This is a genomic window from Rhizobium sp. S96 (assembly GCF_030382195.1).
In the GTDB taxonomy this organism is placed as follows: domain Bacteria; phylum Pseudomonadota; class Alphaproteobacteria; order Rhizobiales; family Rhizobiaceae; genus Rhizobium.
Window position 1 is genome coordinate 275,413 of record NZ_JAUDRY010000042.1, and the last position, 15,321, is coordinate 290,733.

Consider the following 15,321-nt stretch of genomic DNA (forward strand, 5'->3'; position numbering starts at 1 on the left):
CCGCTCCATTCGCTGCCTACCGCCAGACCGTTCGGGACGGTCTCAAGCTCGCAAAGGCAGCTAGTCTTTCGATCCGAAAAAAGTCAACTCTCCGAACCTCAGGCGATAAGGCAGATAGCGGGAATTGCAACCCGGGCGCTTTGCGATCCCCTGCAAAACGCGGTGGCTGTCGGCCGCTGGCGGCGATCTAGCCGTTACCGACCCGCAGGAGCGTTTCGGCGGCGCGACCGTCGCCCTGGGGTGGGGCTGGGGGCACTTGCGGAAGCAACCGGTGTTCCGCAGCGTCCATGGCGCGGGCCGCCAGCGCCCGACCGACAGCAATCAGGACAGGATTGTCATAGCCGATGTTGGCGATGCCCTCGGGTACCGTTTCCAGCGTTCCATGCCACTGTGCCTGTGTCGCACGGCTTACATCGCTCATGATCACGACAGGTGTCGAGGGTGCCAGCCCTTCTGCCATCAGCCGTTCGGCGATCAGTGGCGCCGTCCTGCCTCCCATGTAGAACACCGTGGTCGTGTGCGGGTCGGCCGCGGTCTTCCAGTCGACATTGGTTGGTAGTCCGCCGTGGCGCGAGTGGCCGGTCATGAAGCGGACAGACTGGGCGTGATCGCGGTGCGTAAGGGAAATGCCGAGGCGCGACGCCATGGCGCTCGCTGCCGTAATTCCGGGAATCACGTCCACCGGAATATTCTCGCGATCGAGATGTGCGATCTCTTCGCCGGCGCGACCGAAGATCATCGGGTCGCCGGATTTCAGTCGCACGACGCGTTTGCCAGCCTTGGCAAGCTTCACCATCATGTCGTTGATGTCTTCCTGCTTGCAGCTCGTGCGCCCACCGCGCTTGCCGACAAGCATGCGTTTGGCTTCACGACGCGCAAGCTCCAGCACTTCCGGTGAAACCAAATCATCAAAAAGAATGACGTCTGCCCCCTGCAGGGCGCGGACGGCCTTCAATGTCAGCAGTTCCGCGTCGCCAGGCCCGGCGCCAACCAGCGTTACCCGGCCGCGCGACGAGTGGGCGGGCGCTCCTCGAAGCCTTTCGGCTTCCTCGAGAAGCTGCCCGCCGACGCCCTCCTCCGGCGTATCCGAACTTGAAAAGGCGCGATCGACGAATGTCTCCCAGAAGGCACGGCGCAAGGGGCCAGCCGCCAGCCGCTCGTTGACACGATCTCGCAGCGCCTGTGCCAATCCCGCCCAGCCTTTCAGTGCGCGCGGAAGCAATGTCTCGATCCGCCGGCGGATTGCCTGGGCAAGGATCGGGGCTGCGCCATCCGTGGAGATCGAGACCACGACGGGTGAGCGATTGACAATCGAGCCGAACTGGAACTGGCAGAAGGCGGGCTTGTCGATGACGTTGACCGGTACACCGGCGACGCGAGCAGCGTCGAAGAAGGCTGCCGCCTCGTCATACATCTCGCAGTCGGCGATGGCGATGGCCGCGCCGACGAAGCTCGTTTCATCCCATGCTTGGCAGTGATGAACGAAGCCGCCCTCAGGGTGTTCCGCGCCGCGCAAGATCAGCTTCTCGAAACTGTCGGAGAGCTCTTCGGCGTAGATGTGAACCTGTGCGCCGCAGGCCGCGAGAAGCTCCACCTTCCATGCGGCGGCGTCCGTGCCGCCCGCGACGACAGCGCGCTTGCCCTCCAGCGCCCAGAACACCGGGAGCTTCGCGAGTGGCTCCATGCGGGCGGGTGCTTCATTCCGCGGCTGCTGCAAGACATCCATCGATGATCCCCCTGATTTCAGCGCGGCAGGAACCGCAGTTGGTTCCGGCGTTGAGTTCCTTGCCGATCGCCTCGACGCTGTGACAGCCGTTGCGCACTGCGCCGACGATCTGGTTGGCGCCGACGCTGAAGCAGGAACAGACGGTGGCACCCGGATCGGGCTTTTCGGCGCCGGGGCGCCCGGCGACGAGCGCGAAACGCTTGCGCAGATCGCCATGTTCGGCGGTGAGCTGCGAGATTGCCCAGTTGCGCGCGACGGCCACCGGTTCGCGAGCCAGGAACAGCGCTGCAAGAAGGCGCTTGCCGACAAAGAAAGCCAGGCGGAGATCGCCTGATTGCTCGTCGGCATAGCCGAGCGGTTCGACATCCTCAGGGATCGCGAAGGTGCGGCGGCACCAGCTGCACCAGTCGTCGGCTGCCTGATCGAACGCCAGTTCGAGGCGCCAGCCCCCCTCGGCTTTGGCCAGTGCCCAATAGGCTGCGTTCAGATTGTCGGGCTTCGCCGTCGACACCACAAAGCCGTAGCGTGCTGCCTTGAACGGCCGGGCGGCCACCGCGACGTTCTTGGAGGCGGGCTGGCCGGACACGGGGTCGGTCAGCGGGGCGACCACCGTGTCGATGCGGGCCTTGGCGGCAAATTGATCGTTCCAGTGCATGGGCACGAAGATGCTGCCACGGGCCTGCCGCTCCGTGAGGAGCGCCCGTACGATCGCGCGTCCATAAGGGCTCGCGATTTCGACGAGGCCGGCATTGCCGATGCCGGCCTCGATGGCGTCGCGTGGGTGCAGCTCGGCGAACGGCTCGGCAATGTGGGCCGACAATCGCGCACTTTTCCCGGTTCTCGTCATCGTGTGCCACTGGTCACGGATGCGGCCGGTGTTCAGCGTCAACGGATAGTCGGGATTGGTGCGATCGGATCCGGTCGGCTCGATTGCGATGAAACGAGCCTTCCCGTCCTGATGGAAGAAACCGCCATTGGCGAAGAAGCGTGTGATGCCTCTATGTTTACCGGCCGGCTGCGGCCACTGGAAAGGAGCCATCGTGTCATAGTTCTCCTTGTCCATGCCAACGTAGGCGCCGATGTCGAAATCGCGGCTGCCGGTGTTCTCGAAGGCAGAGAGCGCGGCATGCTCGTCAAAGATTTCGGCATTGGAGCCAAAGTCGAAGGATTCGACAAAACCCATGCGGCGTGCGACTTCGTTCAGTTGCCACCAATCGGCGCGGGCCTCGCCGGGTACGTCGAGGAAGGCGCGTTGACGGGAAATACGGCGCTCGGAGTTCGTCACCGTGCCGCTCTTTTCACCCCAGCCGAGGGAGGGCAGCAACACATGCGCATGGCGGGCCGTATCGGTTTCCCTGAGGATGTCCGAGACGACGACGAAGGGACAGGCCTTGATGGCGGCCTCGACGGCATCTGCATCCGGCATGGAGACAACCGGGTTGGTCGCCATGACCCACAACGCCTTGATGCGACCGTCAGCGACCGCCTTGAACATGTCCACGGCCTTGAGGCCGGGCGCCTGCGCGATTTTAGGAGACCTCCAGAAGCGCTGGACGCGATCGCGGTCTTCGGCATTTTCGATTGCCATGTGGGCAGCGAGCATGTTGGCAAGCCCGCCGACTTCGCGACCGCCCATGGCGTTCGGTTGGCCGGTGAGCGAGAACGGCCCCAGCCCCGGTCGCCCGATCCGGCCGGTTGCGAGATGGCAGTTGATGATTGAATTGACCTTGTCGGTGCCGGAGGAGGACTGGTTGACGCCCTGGCTGTAGCAGGTGACGACCTTTTCCGTTGTCGCGAACAGGCGGTAGAATTCCCGAAGCTGCATGGCCGGCAGGCCCGTGCGCTCGAGGATTTCGTTCGATGAAAGATTGGACGCCGTCGCGAAGGCCTCGGCAAAGCCGTTGGTGTGTTCGGCCACATAGTTCTGGTCGACGCATCCGTTCGAGATCAGATGCGAGAACAAGCCGACGAAGAGGGCGACATCACTATCGGGGCGGATCGCCAGGTGCAGGTCGGCGATATCCGATGTCATCGTGCGGCGCGGGTCGATGACAACGACTTTCATCCCCGGGCGAGCTGCCTTGGCTGCTGCCAGACGCTGATAGATGACGGGGTGGCACCAGGCGAGATTCGAGCCGGTGAGGATCACCAGATCGGCAAGCTCGATGTCCTCATAGGTGCCGGGCACGGTGTCCGATCCAAAGGCGCGGCGGTGGCCGGCGACGGAGGACGACATGCAGAGGCGCGAATTGGTGTCGATGTTGGCCGAACCGATGAAGCCCTTCATCAGCTTGTTGGCGAGATAGTAGTCTTCGGTCAGCAGCTGACCGGAGACGTAGAAGGCAACGGAATCGGGTCCATGCTCGTTGATGGCATCCGAAAACCGCTGTGCGACGAGGTCAAGCGCCTGTTCCCATTTCACCCGCTCTCCGGAAATTTCCGGGTAGAGGATGCGTCCATCGAGATCGACCGTCTCGCCGAGCGCGGAGCCCTTCGAGCAGAGCCGCCCGAAGTTGGAGGGGTGGTCCCGGTCGCCTTTGACGGAAACCTTGCCGTCTTCTGCAACCTTGGCGATGACGCCGCAGCCAACGCCGCAATAGGGACAGGTTGTCTTGACCTCTTTTTCCATCATTCGGCCGCCATCATCAGGCTTTCAAGCGCGATGTAGAGGGCACCGTTTTCGTTGCGCACCGCAATGGTCCTGACCTCGCCCTCGTCGGCACCTAATGCCTTGCCGGTTTCGAGTGAGATCACCCAGTTGTGCAGCGGGCAGGTGACCGCCTTCGCATGAACGATACCCTGCGAGAGCGGTCCGCCCTTGTGCGGGCAGTGGTCCTCTATGGCGAAGACCTCGTTCTCCGCGGTGCGGAAAACGGCGACCTTGCCCTGCGGTGTCTTCACACAGCGTGCGCCGCGCAGCGGAATGTCGGAGATGTCGCCGATTGAAATCCAGTTCATGTCCATCTCCTTACTCAGCGGCCTGCGGGTAACCGATGGTCGCCATCGGCTTGAACTCATGCTTGTCCTTGCCGGAGACGCGCTCCGACCAGGGATCGACCTGGGCGAATTTCTGGGAGAAGACAAAGCGGTCGTAGTAGGCCGTGCGCTTGTCGGCGTCGCCCATGATCTGGCGGCGGATTTCGTCGAGGCCGACGCGCTTCGCCCACTTGTAGATGCGCTCGAGATAGCGGGCCTGCTCGCGGTACATCTGCGTCAGCGCAACGATATGCTCCAGTGCTTCGTCCTCCGTCCTGACGAGGCCGAGAACTTCCGTGCCCTTGATGTCGAGACCGGCAGCTCCGGCAAAATGGACCTCGAAACCTGAGTCGACACAGATGACGCCGATATCCTTGCACGTCGCTTCCGCGCAGTTGCGCGGGCAGCCCGAGACGGCGAGCTTCAGCTTGGCCGGTGTCCAGGAGCCCCACATGAACTTCTCGATGCGGATGCCGAGACCGGTGGAATCCTGCGTGCCGAAACGGCACCAGTCGGAACCGACGCAGGTCTTCACGGTGCGCAATCCCTTGGCGTAGGCCTGCCCGGAGACGAAGCCGGCCTTGCCGAGGTCGGCCCAGACGGCCGGGAGGTCTTCCTTCTCGATGCCAAGCAGGTCGATGCGCTGTCCGCCGGTGACCTTGACCATCGGGATTTCGAACTTGTCCACAACATCGGCGATGGCGCGCAGCTCGTTGGAGTTCGTCACGCCACCCCACATCCGCGGAACCACCGAATAGGTGCCGTCCTTCTGGATGTTGGCGTGGACGCGCTCGTTGATGAAGCGCGACTGGTAATCATCAGCATACTCATCCGGCCAGTCGCAGACCAAGTAGTAGTTGAGCGCCGGGCGACACTTGGCGCAGCCGCACGACGTCTTCCATTCCAGCTCCTGCATGACGGCGGGGATCGTCTTCAACCCCTTGGCCTTGATCAGGCGACGAACATCGTCGTGGCCGAGCTCGGTGCAGGTGCACATCGGTGTGACGGCCGCGGGATTGTAGCTGTCGCCAAGCGTCAGGGTCATCAGCTGCTCCACCAGGCCGGTGCAGGAGCCGCAGGAAGCGGATGCCTTGGTGTGGGCGCGGACGTCGTCGAGAGACGTCAGCCCCTTGGCCGTGATGGACGAGGTGATCTTTCCCTTGCATACGCCGTTGCAGCCGCAGATTTCCGCATCATCCGGCAAGGCTGCAACGGCCGCCATAGGGTCCAGCGGCGACCCTCCCTGGTAGGCCTGACCGAAGATCAGCGTTTCGCGCATCTCGGTAATGTCGGTCTGCTTCCTCTTCAGATCGTTGAACCAGGCGCCATCGGCCGTCTCGCCGTAAAGGACGGTGCCGATGATCTTGTTGTCCTTGAGCACCAGGCGCTTGTAGACGCCTGCCGAGGCGTCGCGGAGCACGATCTCCTCGCGATCGTCGCCATCAGCGAAATCGCCGAGCGAATAGAGTTCGATGCCCGTTACCTTGAGCTTGGTCGGCGTGTCGGAGTGCACGAAAGCGGCGGAGGTGTCACCGGAGAGGTGCGAGGCGGCGACGCGGGCCATTTCGTAGAGCGGCGCGACAAGGCCATAAACCTGCCCACCCACTTCCGCGCATTCGCCAAGTGCCATGATGCTGCCGTCCGAGGTCTGCATGCCGGCGTCGACGACGATGCCGCGATTGACCGCGATGCCGGCTTCCTTCGCAAGCCCGACGCTGGGACGGATGCCGACCGCCATGACGACAAGCGTTGCCGGAATGATGCGGCCATCGTCCAGTTCAATGCCTTCGACCTTGCCGTTGCCGATGATCGCCTTGGTGTTGGCTTTCGTAATGACCTTGATGCCGCGCTCTTCCACGGCCTTCTGCAGGAGATAGCCGGCAGCCGGATCGAGCTGGCGCTCCATTAGTGTCGGCATCACATGCAGGACGGTGACGTCCATGCCGCGTGAGGCAAGGCCGGCGGCGGCTTCAAGGCCGAGCAGGCCGCCGCCGATGACGATTGCCTTCTCGCGTGACTGGGCGGCAAGCAGCATCGCCTGCACGTCGTCAAGATCGCGATAGGTGATGACACCAGGCAATTCCTTGCCGGGGACGGGAATGATGAAAGGGACCGAGCCGGTCGCGATCACCAGCTTGTCGTAGCTTTCCGTGACACCGTGATCCGACGTGACGGTTTTCGCGGCACGGTCGATCTTGATGATCTTGTGGCCCTTGTAGAGCGTGATGCCGTGCTTGATGTACCAGCCATCACCGTGAATGATGATTTGCTCGTAGTCCTTCTCGCCGGACAGGACCGGAGAGAGCATGATGCGGTCATAGTTGACGCGCGGCTCGGCGTTGAAGATCGTGACCTGATATTCGCCCGGGGCCTTTTCGAGCAGGTGCTCGAGCATGCGTCCCGGTGCCATACCATTGCCGACGATGACAAGTTTCTGGGTCATTGGTTTTCGTTCCCGAATTAGGATGCTGCGACGGCCTGGGAGGACAGGCCACGGCGTTCGAGTTGCTTTACGGACAGGTGCATCCAGACAAAGGCGATCGAAACGACCACGAAGAGCAGCAGGAAACAGCTCGACCAGAGCCCAGTCATATCCTTGAGGGCGCCGAAGGCGATCGGGAGGATGAAGCCGCCAAGGCCGCCCATCATTCCAACGACGCCGCCGACAGCGCCGACGCTTTCCGGATAGTAGGCGGGGATATGCTTGTAGACCGCTGCCTTGCCGAGGCTCATGAAAAAGCCGAGTACGAAGACGACGACGATAAACGCTGCCGGCGTTACCGCGAAGGACAGGATGAGCGTGGCAACGGCGGAAACTGCCAAGGTCGCATACATCACGCTTCGCGCGCCCTTCTTGTCGGATACGAAACCACCAAATGCCCGAAAGATGCTGCCGGGAATCGAATAGGCAGCGGCGACCATGCCGGCGGTCTCAAGATTGAAGCCGTATACGCCGACCAGATAACGCGGCAGCCACAGGGAAAGGGCGACGAATCCGCCGAAGGCGAAGAAGTAGTACAGCGAGAAGCGCCAGACCTGGATGTTCTTCAGCGGGGCAAATTCCTGCAGCAGGCTCTTGGGGGCAACGCCGCGATTGCGGCGAGCGCGAAAGGCCGGATCATCGGATGTGCTGAACCAGAAGACGAGTGCCATGGCAGCAAGGACGAGAGCCCAGATCTCGGCAACCGCCTGCCATCCCCAGGCAAGAAGAACGAAAGGTGCTGCGAACTTGGTAACTGCCGCGCCGACGTTGCCTGCGCCGAAAATACCGAGTGCCGTTCCCTGCTTCTGCGCGGGAAAGAACGGCGAGATATAAGCGACGCCGACCGCAAAGGAGCCACCGGCGAGGCCGACGCCCAGGCCCGCGATCAACATCTGCGGGTAGGTGGTGGCATAGGACAGCAGAAAAGTTGCGACTGATGCTGCCAGCATCGTCAACGTGTAGACGAGGCGACCGCCGTATCGTTCGGTCCATATGCCAAGCAGGATGCGAACGAGGGATCCAGTCAGGACAGGTGTTCCGACCAGCAATCCGAACTGGGTCTCGCTCAGGCCCAGTTCCTGTTTGATGCGAATGCCGATGATCGCAAAGATCGTCCAGACGGCGAAACAGATCGTGAAGGCGAGCGTGGAAATCCACAATGCTCTGGCTGGTTCGCCGGCGGACATGGGCTGCGTTTTCTCGAGAACAGACATAGCTTCTCCGGGGCCCGACAAGGTCGTGCCTATCCATCGCTGGGGGTTAAAAACAAAAAGCCGCTGGTCAGGGAGCGCGCGTGCACCATGAGGTGCGCGAGATATCCTGAACAGCGGCTTTGCTTGGGGCGCCCGTCGTTGGACGCCGAATTCTTGGCTTGTTGGCCTGCTTAAAAGAAAGCAAGGCGCGTGCCAGATCGTTTAAGTTTATGATTTATAACGATTTTGCAATTTTGATGGATGCCTCGGATGCCGGGTGCTTTAAAAGCAGTGCAACATTTCATCCAAATTTTGTGCAATGCGCACAAAATGAGCACTCCGATTAGCGGATGGTCTGGCTCTCTATGTAAGCATCGACCCGATCGGGATCGAACAGACTGCCATCAAAGAAACCGTCCGGCCCAAGTGTCAAAGTGCCGGTCGAGCCGACAGGCGTCTCGGTGGCCAGGCCGCCCTCGACCTTGGAGTTCGCGGACGGCAGCGCGACGCCGAGCGTCTTGAGGGCGCTGCGGTAGAGATCCGGTCGATAGGTATCTGCCGCGATCTGCTGGTGGCCGGGCGTGTGTTCGATATGCCCCCATCGAACCATTTGCGTGTAGAACCACAGGGCGTGGCTCCGCCATGGAAAGGTCGCGGCCTTGGCATTGGGAACGAAAAAGTCCTGCACCGTCTGGATTTGTCCGCCACCGATCGAAAGTCTGCCAGTCAGAGCGGGCAACAGGTTTTCAGCTGGTCGGCCGACATAGGTCGTTGTTGCCAAAAGCGCTGCGAGTTCCTCGTGATTTGCCGGATTGGAGCACCAGAGCGAAGCCTGGTAGAGCGCCCGAAGGAGGGCAGCCAGCGCCTCAGGATGGTTGTCTGCCCACCGGCCGTTGACGCCAAGGACTTTCTCTGGACTGGACTTCCAGATTGCCGCCTTGACTGTCGCCAGATGGGCGTCGCTTCTGAGGACGCCGAGCGTGTTCCAGGGCTCGCCCGCGCAATAACCATCGATAGTGCCGGCGGTAAGGGCATCGGCCATATCCGGCGGGGGTAGGATGACGATCTCGACATCATTCTCGGGGTCAATGCCGCTCGCCGCCAGCCAGTAGCGAAGTTCGTAGTTATGGCCCGAATAGGGGTGGACGACGCCGAGGCGTACCTTGTCGCCCTTGCGGCCGACAATCGCCTGCCGCAGTGCCAGCCCGCTTGATCGAGCGTCGAGATCGGCGGTTGCGCCGTGATCGACCATTTCGCTCCACAATTCAGGAGACACGGTGACTGCGTTGCCGCCCAGCCCCAATGCCATCGGGACCACCATCTGCGGCGCGGGAGCCGTCAGCCCGAGATTGCAGGCAATTGGCATTGGCGCAAGAATGTGGGCCACATCGAAGTGCCGGACCGCCAATCGGTCCCGGATCGTTGCCCAGGAGCGCTCGCGCACGAGCTTCAGGGCAACCGAGTGCTCCTCGGCAAACCCCTTTTCCTTGGCGGCCACCAGAAGCGCACTATCGAGAAGCGGCAGGAAGCCCGCGGTGATTTCGTGTGTCATGCGTCGGTTCCGGGGTCGAGCAGGCTTGCTGCGGTAACAAGGCTTTGGGCGATTTCGACGATCTTCCTGTTCTGGTTCATGGCCGTTCGTCGCAACAGGGCATAGGCGTCCTCTTCCGACAGCCCTCTCGAGCGCATCAGAAGTCCTTTTGCGCGGTCGATCACCTTTCGGTTCTCCAGTTCACCGCGGGTTTCCTCCAGCTCGCGGCTCAGACGGGAGAACGCATTGAACCGGCTGATCGCCATCTTCAGGATGGGACGAACCCGCTCCTGCTTGAGCCCGTCGACGATATAGGCGGACACGCCGGCTTCGACAGCGGCCTCGATCGACGCCTCGTCCGACTTGTCGACGAACATGGCGATCGGGCGTTTCACGGCGCGTGAAATCTGAAAGATGCCTTCGAGCATGTCACGATTGGGATTTTCGATGTCGATGACGATGACGTCGGGATTGATCTCCATGATGCGCCGGGCAAGGCCATGCATATCGGCAATAATCGTCACCCTGTCGTAGCCGGCCTCGCGGAGACCCACCTCGATGATGGACGCTCGGATGCTGTTCTCGTCGATCACAAGGACGTTGAGGCTGCTGGGTTTCATGAGGTGGTTGACCGCAAAATCATCTGGCCTTCATTGACGAGGGATAGGAGGCGCGCTTGCATCATCCTGTCGCTTTAACTCATGCATGGTTTGCAATTTGTCACTCGATCACGGCCTGCGGCTCATTGAATGCGCAAAAGAGGTCGCCAGATCAAGTTGTTTATCTCGTCGCTGGCCACGGCAGCACGGCGCGTCGTCCCGCACAAGTTTCAGGGACTTGGACTTGCTCGCGTGAACGGCAGGACTACATCCATAGCTCGGGATGGCTGAGGCCGAGTTCGGGTAGGGCTTGCCGAGGCGGTCGAGGAACCGGGAGCGATAGATGCAGGAGCAATTCATTATCCAGCGCGAAACCCATATTCCCGCACCACCTGCGGCGGTTTTCGCGCTGCTTACCGACCCGGAGAGAATACTCGCCTGGATGGGCACCGAAGCCCAGGTCGAGCCGCGCCCGGGAGGCCTATATCTCGTGAACGTCAACGGTACCCGCATTGCCCGCGGATCGTTTCGCGAAGTGGTGCCTGTCCACCGCCTTGCCTATAGTTTCGGCTGGGAAGGCAGTGATACCTTTCCCCCTGGCTCCAGCCTGGTCGAAATCGATCTGATCGAGCAGCCGGACGGAACGCTCCTGCGCTTCACCCACACAGGCCTGCCGGACGCGGAAGAATGTGCGAGCCATACACGGGGTTGGGAACACTACCTCGGTCGGCTTGGCGAAGTTGCGGCCGGCCGAGATCCGGGGCCGGATCCGTGGGTAACAGCGACCTGACGGGGAGCTGCGGCTGGTGTTGGATGATCGTTCGCTAATGCCGTGAGGCCGTTCCCAATGGACCTATCCGATCCCATTGCCTGGCTTGTTGATGACGCGGCAGCGTCACCCAGCGCCGCGTCGTTCCTGAGAGACCTCGGTCGTCGCCTTGAAGCCGAAGGGCTGCCGCTCGCCGGTGGTGCGTTGACGCTTGCTGTCGCGCATCCGATCATTGCACACCGAACGTCGCTGTGGAGAGCCGACACTGGGGTGGTGGGAGAACGTCTGGGGTTTCTCGCAGGAGCGCCCGATAGCGGGCAGCGCGGTTGGCTTGAAGAGCTCGGACCGCTGTTTGAAAGCGCGATTGGAAAGGCACCGGATAGTCCGGTGCTCGGTTGGGCTGGCAAACGACCATTCGATTCTACCGAAACAGGCCGGCTGAATGAGGTTGCGCGCTTTGCGTTGGCACCCTTGGCCGCCATCGCTTCAAGGGCGGCGCAGGCAGCACTGCTCGAAACCTATCTCGGCCGGCGGAGCGCCGCGCGCGTACAGTCAGGCGCGCTTTCGCGTGGAACCGGAGAGATCATTCGTGCGGCGCTTCTGTGCGCCGATTTGCGGGACTTCACCACCATGTCGGAAACGACAGAACCCTTGCTGGTGATTGCTGCGCTCGATGCATGGTTCGAGCGCGTCGCGGGAGCAGTGCACGCCTTCGGCGGAGAAGTCCTGAAATTCATGGGCGACGGATTGCTGGCAATTTTCCCCGTGACCGCGACCCCGGCGGAGGCGTGCGACGCGGCGCTGAACGCCGTTGTGGCTGCCCGGGCGGGCATGGCTCACCTCGAGGTTTCGCGGCAGGCGCAAGGTCTCGCGCCCTTGCCGTTTGGCGTGGCCGTGCATTTCGGTGAGATCCTGTGGGGCAATATCGGCGCTGCCGACAGGCTGGACTTCACGGCGATCGGGCCAGCGGTGAATCTCGTCAGCCGGTTAGAGGGATTATGCAAGCCTCTGCATCGCACGGTCCTCGTGTCCGGTGAGGCGGCCGCGCAAGCCAGCAAAGAACTGGTTTCTCTGGGAGAGCACCGGTTGCGCGGTATCGACCGCTCCTGCGTGGTCTTCACCTTATCGGATGGCTAGTTGAGCCGGCTCGGCGCAAGCTAAGCCACGGCTCAAGCCATCAAGCCATTCTTTCGAGGTCGGCTAGCGTGATCCCGTATTGCAGTGGCTGATCGCTCAAGTATCGCTCTATCTCGTCGACGGCCATTTCGCCCAATCGCGTCCGCTCGAGGCCGACGGCGCCGGCGATATGGGGTGTCAGGAACACGTTCGGCAGGTCGTAAAACGCGGATGCCGGTCCCGGTATCTCAGGGTCGGTCACATCGATGATCGCATCGATCCGACCGGTCGAAAGCGTGGCCAGAAGTGCCGCCTCGTCGATGATGGCGCCGCGTGCCGTATTGATGAGCGTCGCGCCGTCCTTCATCAGCGCCAGCGTTTGAGCGTCGATCATATGGCGCGTCGAGGGCAGGGAAGGTGCGTGCAGCGAGACGATATCAGCGCTGCGCATCAGGCTATCAAGATCAGCCTTTTCAGTCCCCATTGCCGCGCACTCCGACGCGCTCAACGTGGGGTCAAAGAGGATAACTCTGAAATTGAAGGGCTTCAGCAGCTCGATCACGCGCCGGCCGATGCGCGACGCGCCGATGATGCCGACGGTGCGGCCGTAGTTTCCGATCGCAAGCCGCTGCATCGGATGGGTGCGATCCCGGTTGCGGTCCGCGACATAAGTGTCGCGAAACCGGAAAATCTGCTTGCCGGCGAAGAGGATGGCGGCAAGCGTGAATTCGGCGACAGGGATCGCGTTGGCCTCGGCCGCATGGCTGACGGCAATGCCTGCGCGAAAAACCTCCTCGTCGATCAGGCCCTTAACCGTTCCCGCCGCATGGGCGATCAACTTCAGCCCTCCGGCCGCCGAAAGCACTTCACGGCCGACATAGGGCGCGCCCCATCCGGTTATGAGGATTTCCGTTTCGGGCAATAGTCGCCTGGCGCGTTCGTCGGCAAAGGTCTGCAAAGGCTCTCGGTCAAGCAATCGGCCCAAACTCTCCAGCCGGTCGAGAAGGCGATCGGGGAGAACATGCTCCGTGCGACCTGGGTGCATGGCGAGCGCGATACCCGGTCGGTTCATGGCATCTGCCCCGGCGCTTCGATGGCGCTGACAGTGATGCCATCCCTTTCAATCCTGGCTTCGAGCGCCGAGATGTCAGGTGTCGCCGGAGGCTGGGTCCATGCGCCGGAAACCGCAGCCGGCTCATCGAGCGCGAGCACGGCCGTGACCAGGATAGTTTCGCCGGCCGGGATCTCACCACGCAATTGAGGGATGAGCGTCTTGGCGACGATCATGTTGGTATTTGGCAGAGCTTTCTGCGTCAGCCCGGTTCGTTCCACCGTCGAACCCAAGTCGACAATGCCGGAGAAGTCGGCTTCACCTATGACGTGGGCACTGCCCGGCGCAGCCGCAAGCACGTCGAGATCGAAGTCTCGTTTGGCAATCGCAAACCCGCCTTCGGCCGTTTGCAGTGGGCGCGGCGAATTGATCCTGTGGACGCGGATGTGCCAGGGGGCTGCGGGAACCAGCCAGGTTTCGACGTAAACATCCTTGAATGGCGACCATCTCGAATAGAGCACGTCGCCGGCGAGCTTCGCCTCAGCGTTCGTCTCGCGCACGCGGTAGTGCAATCCATCGTCGCTGAAGGCGAGCGCGGAATCGAACGCACCGCCGGCGAAGTTCCGCTCATCGGCTTCGACGCTGAAGCCATAGCGCGCCGAATAGGCGAACTTCGCGTACTTCTCCGTGCCGAAGCGCATCTGGAGATTTTCTTGTCCCGAAGCCAGGGCGACGACATCGCCACCGGCACGCATCAACACCATGCCGGGATGGCGCTGCGGCGAGACGCTTTCGCTTGGTGCAGGCGCTTTCTCCTTCGCTGTCCAGAACGGGTGGTCATCCGCGATCGCCAGCGGCAGAAAGGCCTTGAATGCCCAATAGGGCGATCCAGCCGAGTTGTAGCTCTCCGACATAAGCAGGTTCGGATAGCCGAAGCCGATCGACAGGATGCCGTCGCGATTGGTCATCGGCTTGTCCTTCCACCAGCGCAGGTGCTGCAGGCAGAGGTGCTTGATCTCGCCCCAGGGCAATGCCTCCAGATCGGCAAAGGCGAGTGCCGACCAGAAGCCGGCGCAGGCGAAGCGGTAGGTCAGGCTGCGGCCGAAGGGGATTGTCGCGCCGTTGGGTGCAAACCAGTTGCGGAAATCCCTGGCGAACAGAACGGCGCGCTCGCGGTAGCGCTTGGCGTAGTCGTCATCGACGAGCTTGGAATAGATCAGCCCATAGAAATGCATCGCGAAGGGAATGTAGTGGTCGATGCGGCGCACGTTGCCGTCGCGATACCAGCCGTCACCGATATAGAAGCCCTCAAGCTCCTCGAGGTATTGCCTTGTCAGGCTGCGGTCGAATTCGGCGCCGACGCCTTCAAGGGCGATATCGACGAAAATGCGGAAGAACTTCCAGTTGTTATCGGCATAATCGAACTGCCGCGCATGCTTGAGATAGGCGATGACATTGGTCCGCGCGCGGTCGCTCAGCGGCTCCCAGATCTTGTCCGGCACAAGCGCAAGCGCGAAGCCAAGCGCCGCCAATTCGACCATGCGCTGATCGCGGCCGTTGACCGTGCCCCAAAACTCCGGGTGGTCGGGATCCGTGCCGTTCGCCAGCCCCTCTGCAAAACGCTGCCAATGGGCAAAGTCGCCTTTTCCTGCTCCTAGCGGTGCCAGGCCCCAAAGAGGGCGGGCAAACCCTTCCAGGTCCGCGGCCGCGCGATCAAAATGGGCGCCGGCAGCATCCAGCCGAACGCGTGCATTGCCCGCTGAGAAATAGGGAACCAACGGATCGAAGAGATCGAGGAGGGCGCGGTTCATGTCTTCGCGCGTCTCCAGCGGGTTGCCCGCTAACGGATTGGCGCTGGCCGGATCATAGGTCATCAAC

The 15,321-nt window shown here is 62.0% G+C and carries 11 protein-coding genes; 2 read left to right on the top strand and 9 right to left on the bottom strand.

What is annotated here, in order from left to right; genetic code table 11:
• Positions 1-187: 187 nt before the first annotated feature.
• From cysG to QTL94_RS27570, 7 genes are all read right to left on the bottom strand, one after another.
• Complete coding sequence (gene cysG, locus QTL94_RS27540) at positions 188-1,726, bottom strand: siroheme synthase CysG (protein WP_289803772.1); 1,539 nt, start codon at positions 1,724-1,726, stop codon at positions 188-190.
• Positions 1,698-4,355 (bottom strand): nitrate reductase, encoded by a 2,658-nt coding sequence (locus tag QTL94_RS27545; protein WP_289803891.1) that lies wholly within the window; start codon positions 4,353-4,355, stop codon positions 1,698-1,700. Before QTL94_RS27545 ends, cysG begins: the two co-directional genes overlap by 29 nt.
• Positions 4,355-4,690 carry a nitrite reductase small subunit NirD gene (gene nirD, locus QTL94_RS27550; RefSeq protein ID WP_016554895.1) on the bottom strand — a complete coding sequence of 112 codons (336 nt, stop codon included), beginning with the start codon at positions 4,688-4,690 and terminating at the stop codon, positions 4,355-4,357. Before nirD ends, QTL94_RS27545 begins: the two co-directional genes overlap by 1 nt.
• 4 nt (positions 4,691-4,694) lie before the next feature.
• Positions 4,695-7,145, bottom strand: coding sequence for a nitrite reductase large subunit NirB (nirB, locus tag QTL94_RS27555; protein WP_289803773.1), 2,451 nt, complete (start codon positions 7,143-7,145; stop codon positions 4,695-4,697).
• 17 nt (positions 7,146-7,162) lie between these two features.
• A complete protein-coding gene (locus tag QTL94_RS27560) occupies positions 7,163-8,398 on the bottom strand; it encodes an MFS transporter (protein WP_289803774.1) in 1,236 nt (411 codons plus the stop codon).
• 322 nt (positions 8,399-8,720) lie between these two features.
• Positions 8,721-9,929 (bottom strand): CmpA/NrtA family ABC transporter substrate-binding protein, encoded by a 1,209-nt coding sequence (locus QTL94_RS27565; protein ID WP_289803775.1) that lies wholly within the window; start codon positions 9,927-9,929, stop codon positions 8,721-8,723.
• The gene (locus QTL94_RS27570; RefSeq protein ID WP_065693146.1) at positions 9,926-10,528 is read right to left on the bottom strand and encodes an ANTAR domain-containing response regulator; all 603 of its coding nucleotides are present in this window, start codon (positions 10,526-10,528) and stop codon (positions 9,926-9,928) included. Before QTL94_RS27570 ends, QTL94_RS27565 begins: the two co-directional genes overlap by 4 nt.
• A 322-nt stretch (positions 10,529-10,850) precedes the next feature.
• On the opposite strand from QTL94_RS27570, the gene QTL94_RS27575 reads away from it, so the two are divergent.
• Together QTL94_RS27575 and QTL94_RS27580 are read left to right on the top strand one after the other, a co-directional pair.
• Entirely contained in the window at positions 10,851-11,297 is a 447-nt protein-coding gene (locus tag QTL94_RS27575; RefSeq protein WP_065693145.1) for an SRPBCC family protein, read from the top strand.
• Positions 11,298-11,354: 57 nt separating this feature from the next.
• Positions 11,355-12,413 carry an adenylate/guanylate cyclase domain-containing protein gene (locus QTL94_RS27580; protein ID WP_289803776.1) on the top strand — a complete coding sequence of 353 codons (1,059 nt, stop codon included), beginning with the start codon at positions 11,355-11,357 and terminating at the stop codon, positions 12,411-12,413.
• 40 nt (positions 12,414-12,453) lie between these two features.
• Here the strand turns inward: QTL94_RS27580 and QTL94_RS27585 are convergent, their stop codons facing one another.
• Positions 12,454-13,464 (bottom strand): hydroxyacid dehydrogenase, encoded by a 1,011-nt coding sequence (locus QTL94_RS27585; RefSeq protein ID WP_289803777.1) that lies wholly within the window; start codon positions 13,462-13,464, stop codon positions 12,454-12,456.
• Positions 13,461-15,317 carry a DUF2264 domain-containing protein gene (locus QTL94_RS27590; protein ID WP_289803778.1) on the bottom strand — a complete coding sequence of 619 codons (1,857 nt, stop codon included), beginning with the start codon at positions 15,315-15,317 and terminating at the stop codon, positions 13,461-13,463. Before QTL94_RS27590 ends, QTL94_RS27585 begins: the two co-directional genes overlap by 4 nt.
• Positions 15,318-15,321 lie beyond the last annotated feature (4 nt).

Excerpts from the sequence above, each read along its gene's own strand:
- QTL94_RS27565 (WP_289803775.1), bottom strand. The coding sequence starts at position 9,929 with ATGACACACGAAATCACCGCGGGCTTCCTGCCGCTTCTCGATAGTGCG.
- QTL94_RS27545 (WP_289803891.1), bottom strand. The coding sequence starts at position 4,355 with ATGGAAAAAGAGGTCAAGACAACCTGTCCCTATTGCGGCGTTGGCTGC.
- QTL94_RS27560 (WP_289803774.1), bottom strand. The coding sequence starts at position 8,398 with ATGTCTGTTCTCGAGAAAACGCAGCCCATGTCCGCCGGCGAACCAGCC.
- nirD (WP_016554895.1), bottom strand. The coding sequence starts at position 4,690 with ATGGACATGAACTGGATTTCAATCGGCGACATCTCCGACATTCCGCTG.
- cysG (WP_289803772.1), bottom strand. The coding sequence starts at position 1,726 with ATGGATGTCTTGCAGCAGCCGCGGAATGAAGCACCCGCCCGCATGGAG.
- QTL94_RS27580 (WP_289803776.1), top strand. The coding sequence starts at position 11,355 with ATGGACCTATCCGATCCCATTGCCTGGCTTGTTGATGACGCGGCAGCG.
- QTL94_RS27575 (WP_065693145.1), top strand. The coding sequence starts at position 10,851 with ATGCAGGAGCAATTCATTATCCAGCGCGAAACCCATATTCCCGCACCA.
- QTL94_RS27585 (WP_289803777.1), bottom strand. The coding sequence starts at position 13,464 with ATGAACCGACCGGGTATCGCGCTCGCCATGCACCCAGGTCGCACGGAG.
- nirB (WP_289803773.1), bottom strand. The coding sequence starts at position 7,145 with ATGACCCAGAAACTTGTCATCGTCGGCAATGGTATGGCACCGGGACGC.
- QTL94_RS27590 (WP_289803778.1), bottom strand. The coding sequence starts at position 15,317 with ATGACCTATGATCCGGCCAGCGCCAATCCGTTAGCGGGCAACCCGCTG.
- QTL94_RS27570 (WP_065693146.1), bottom strand. The coding sequence starts at position 10,528 with ATGAAACCCAGCAGCCTCAACGTCCTTGTGATCGACGAGAACAGCATC.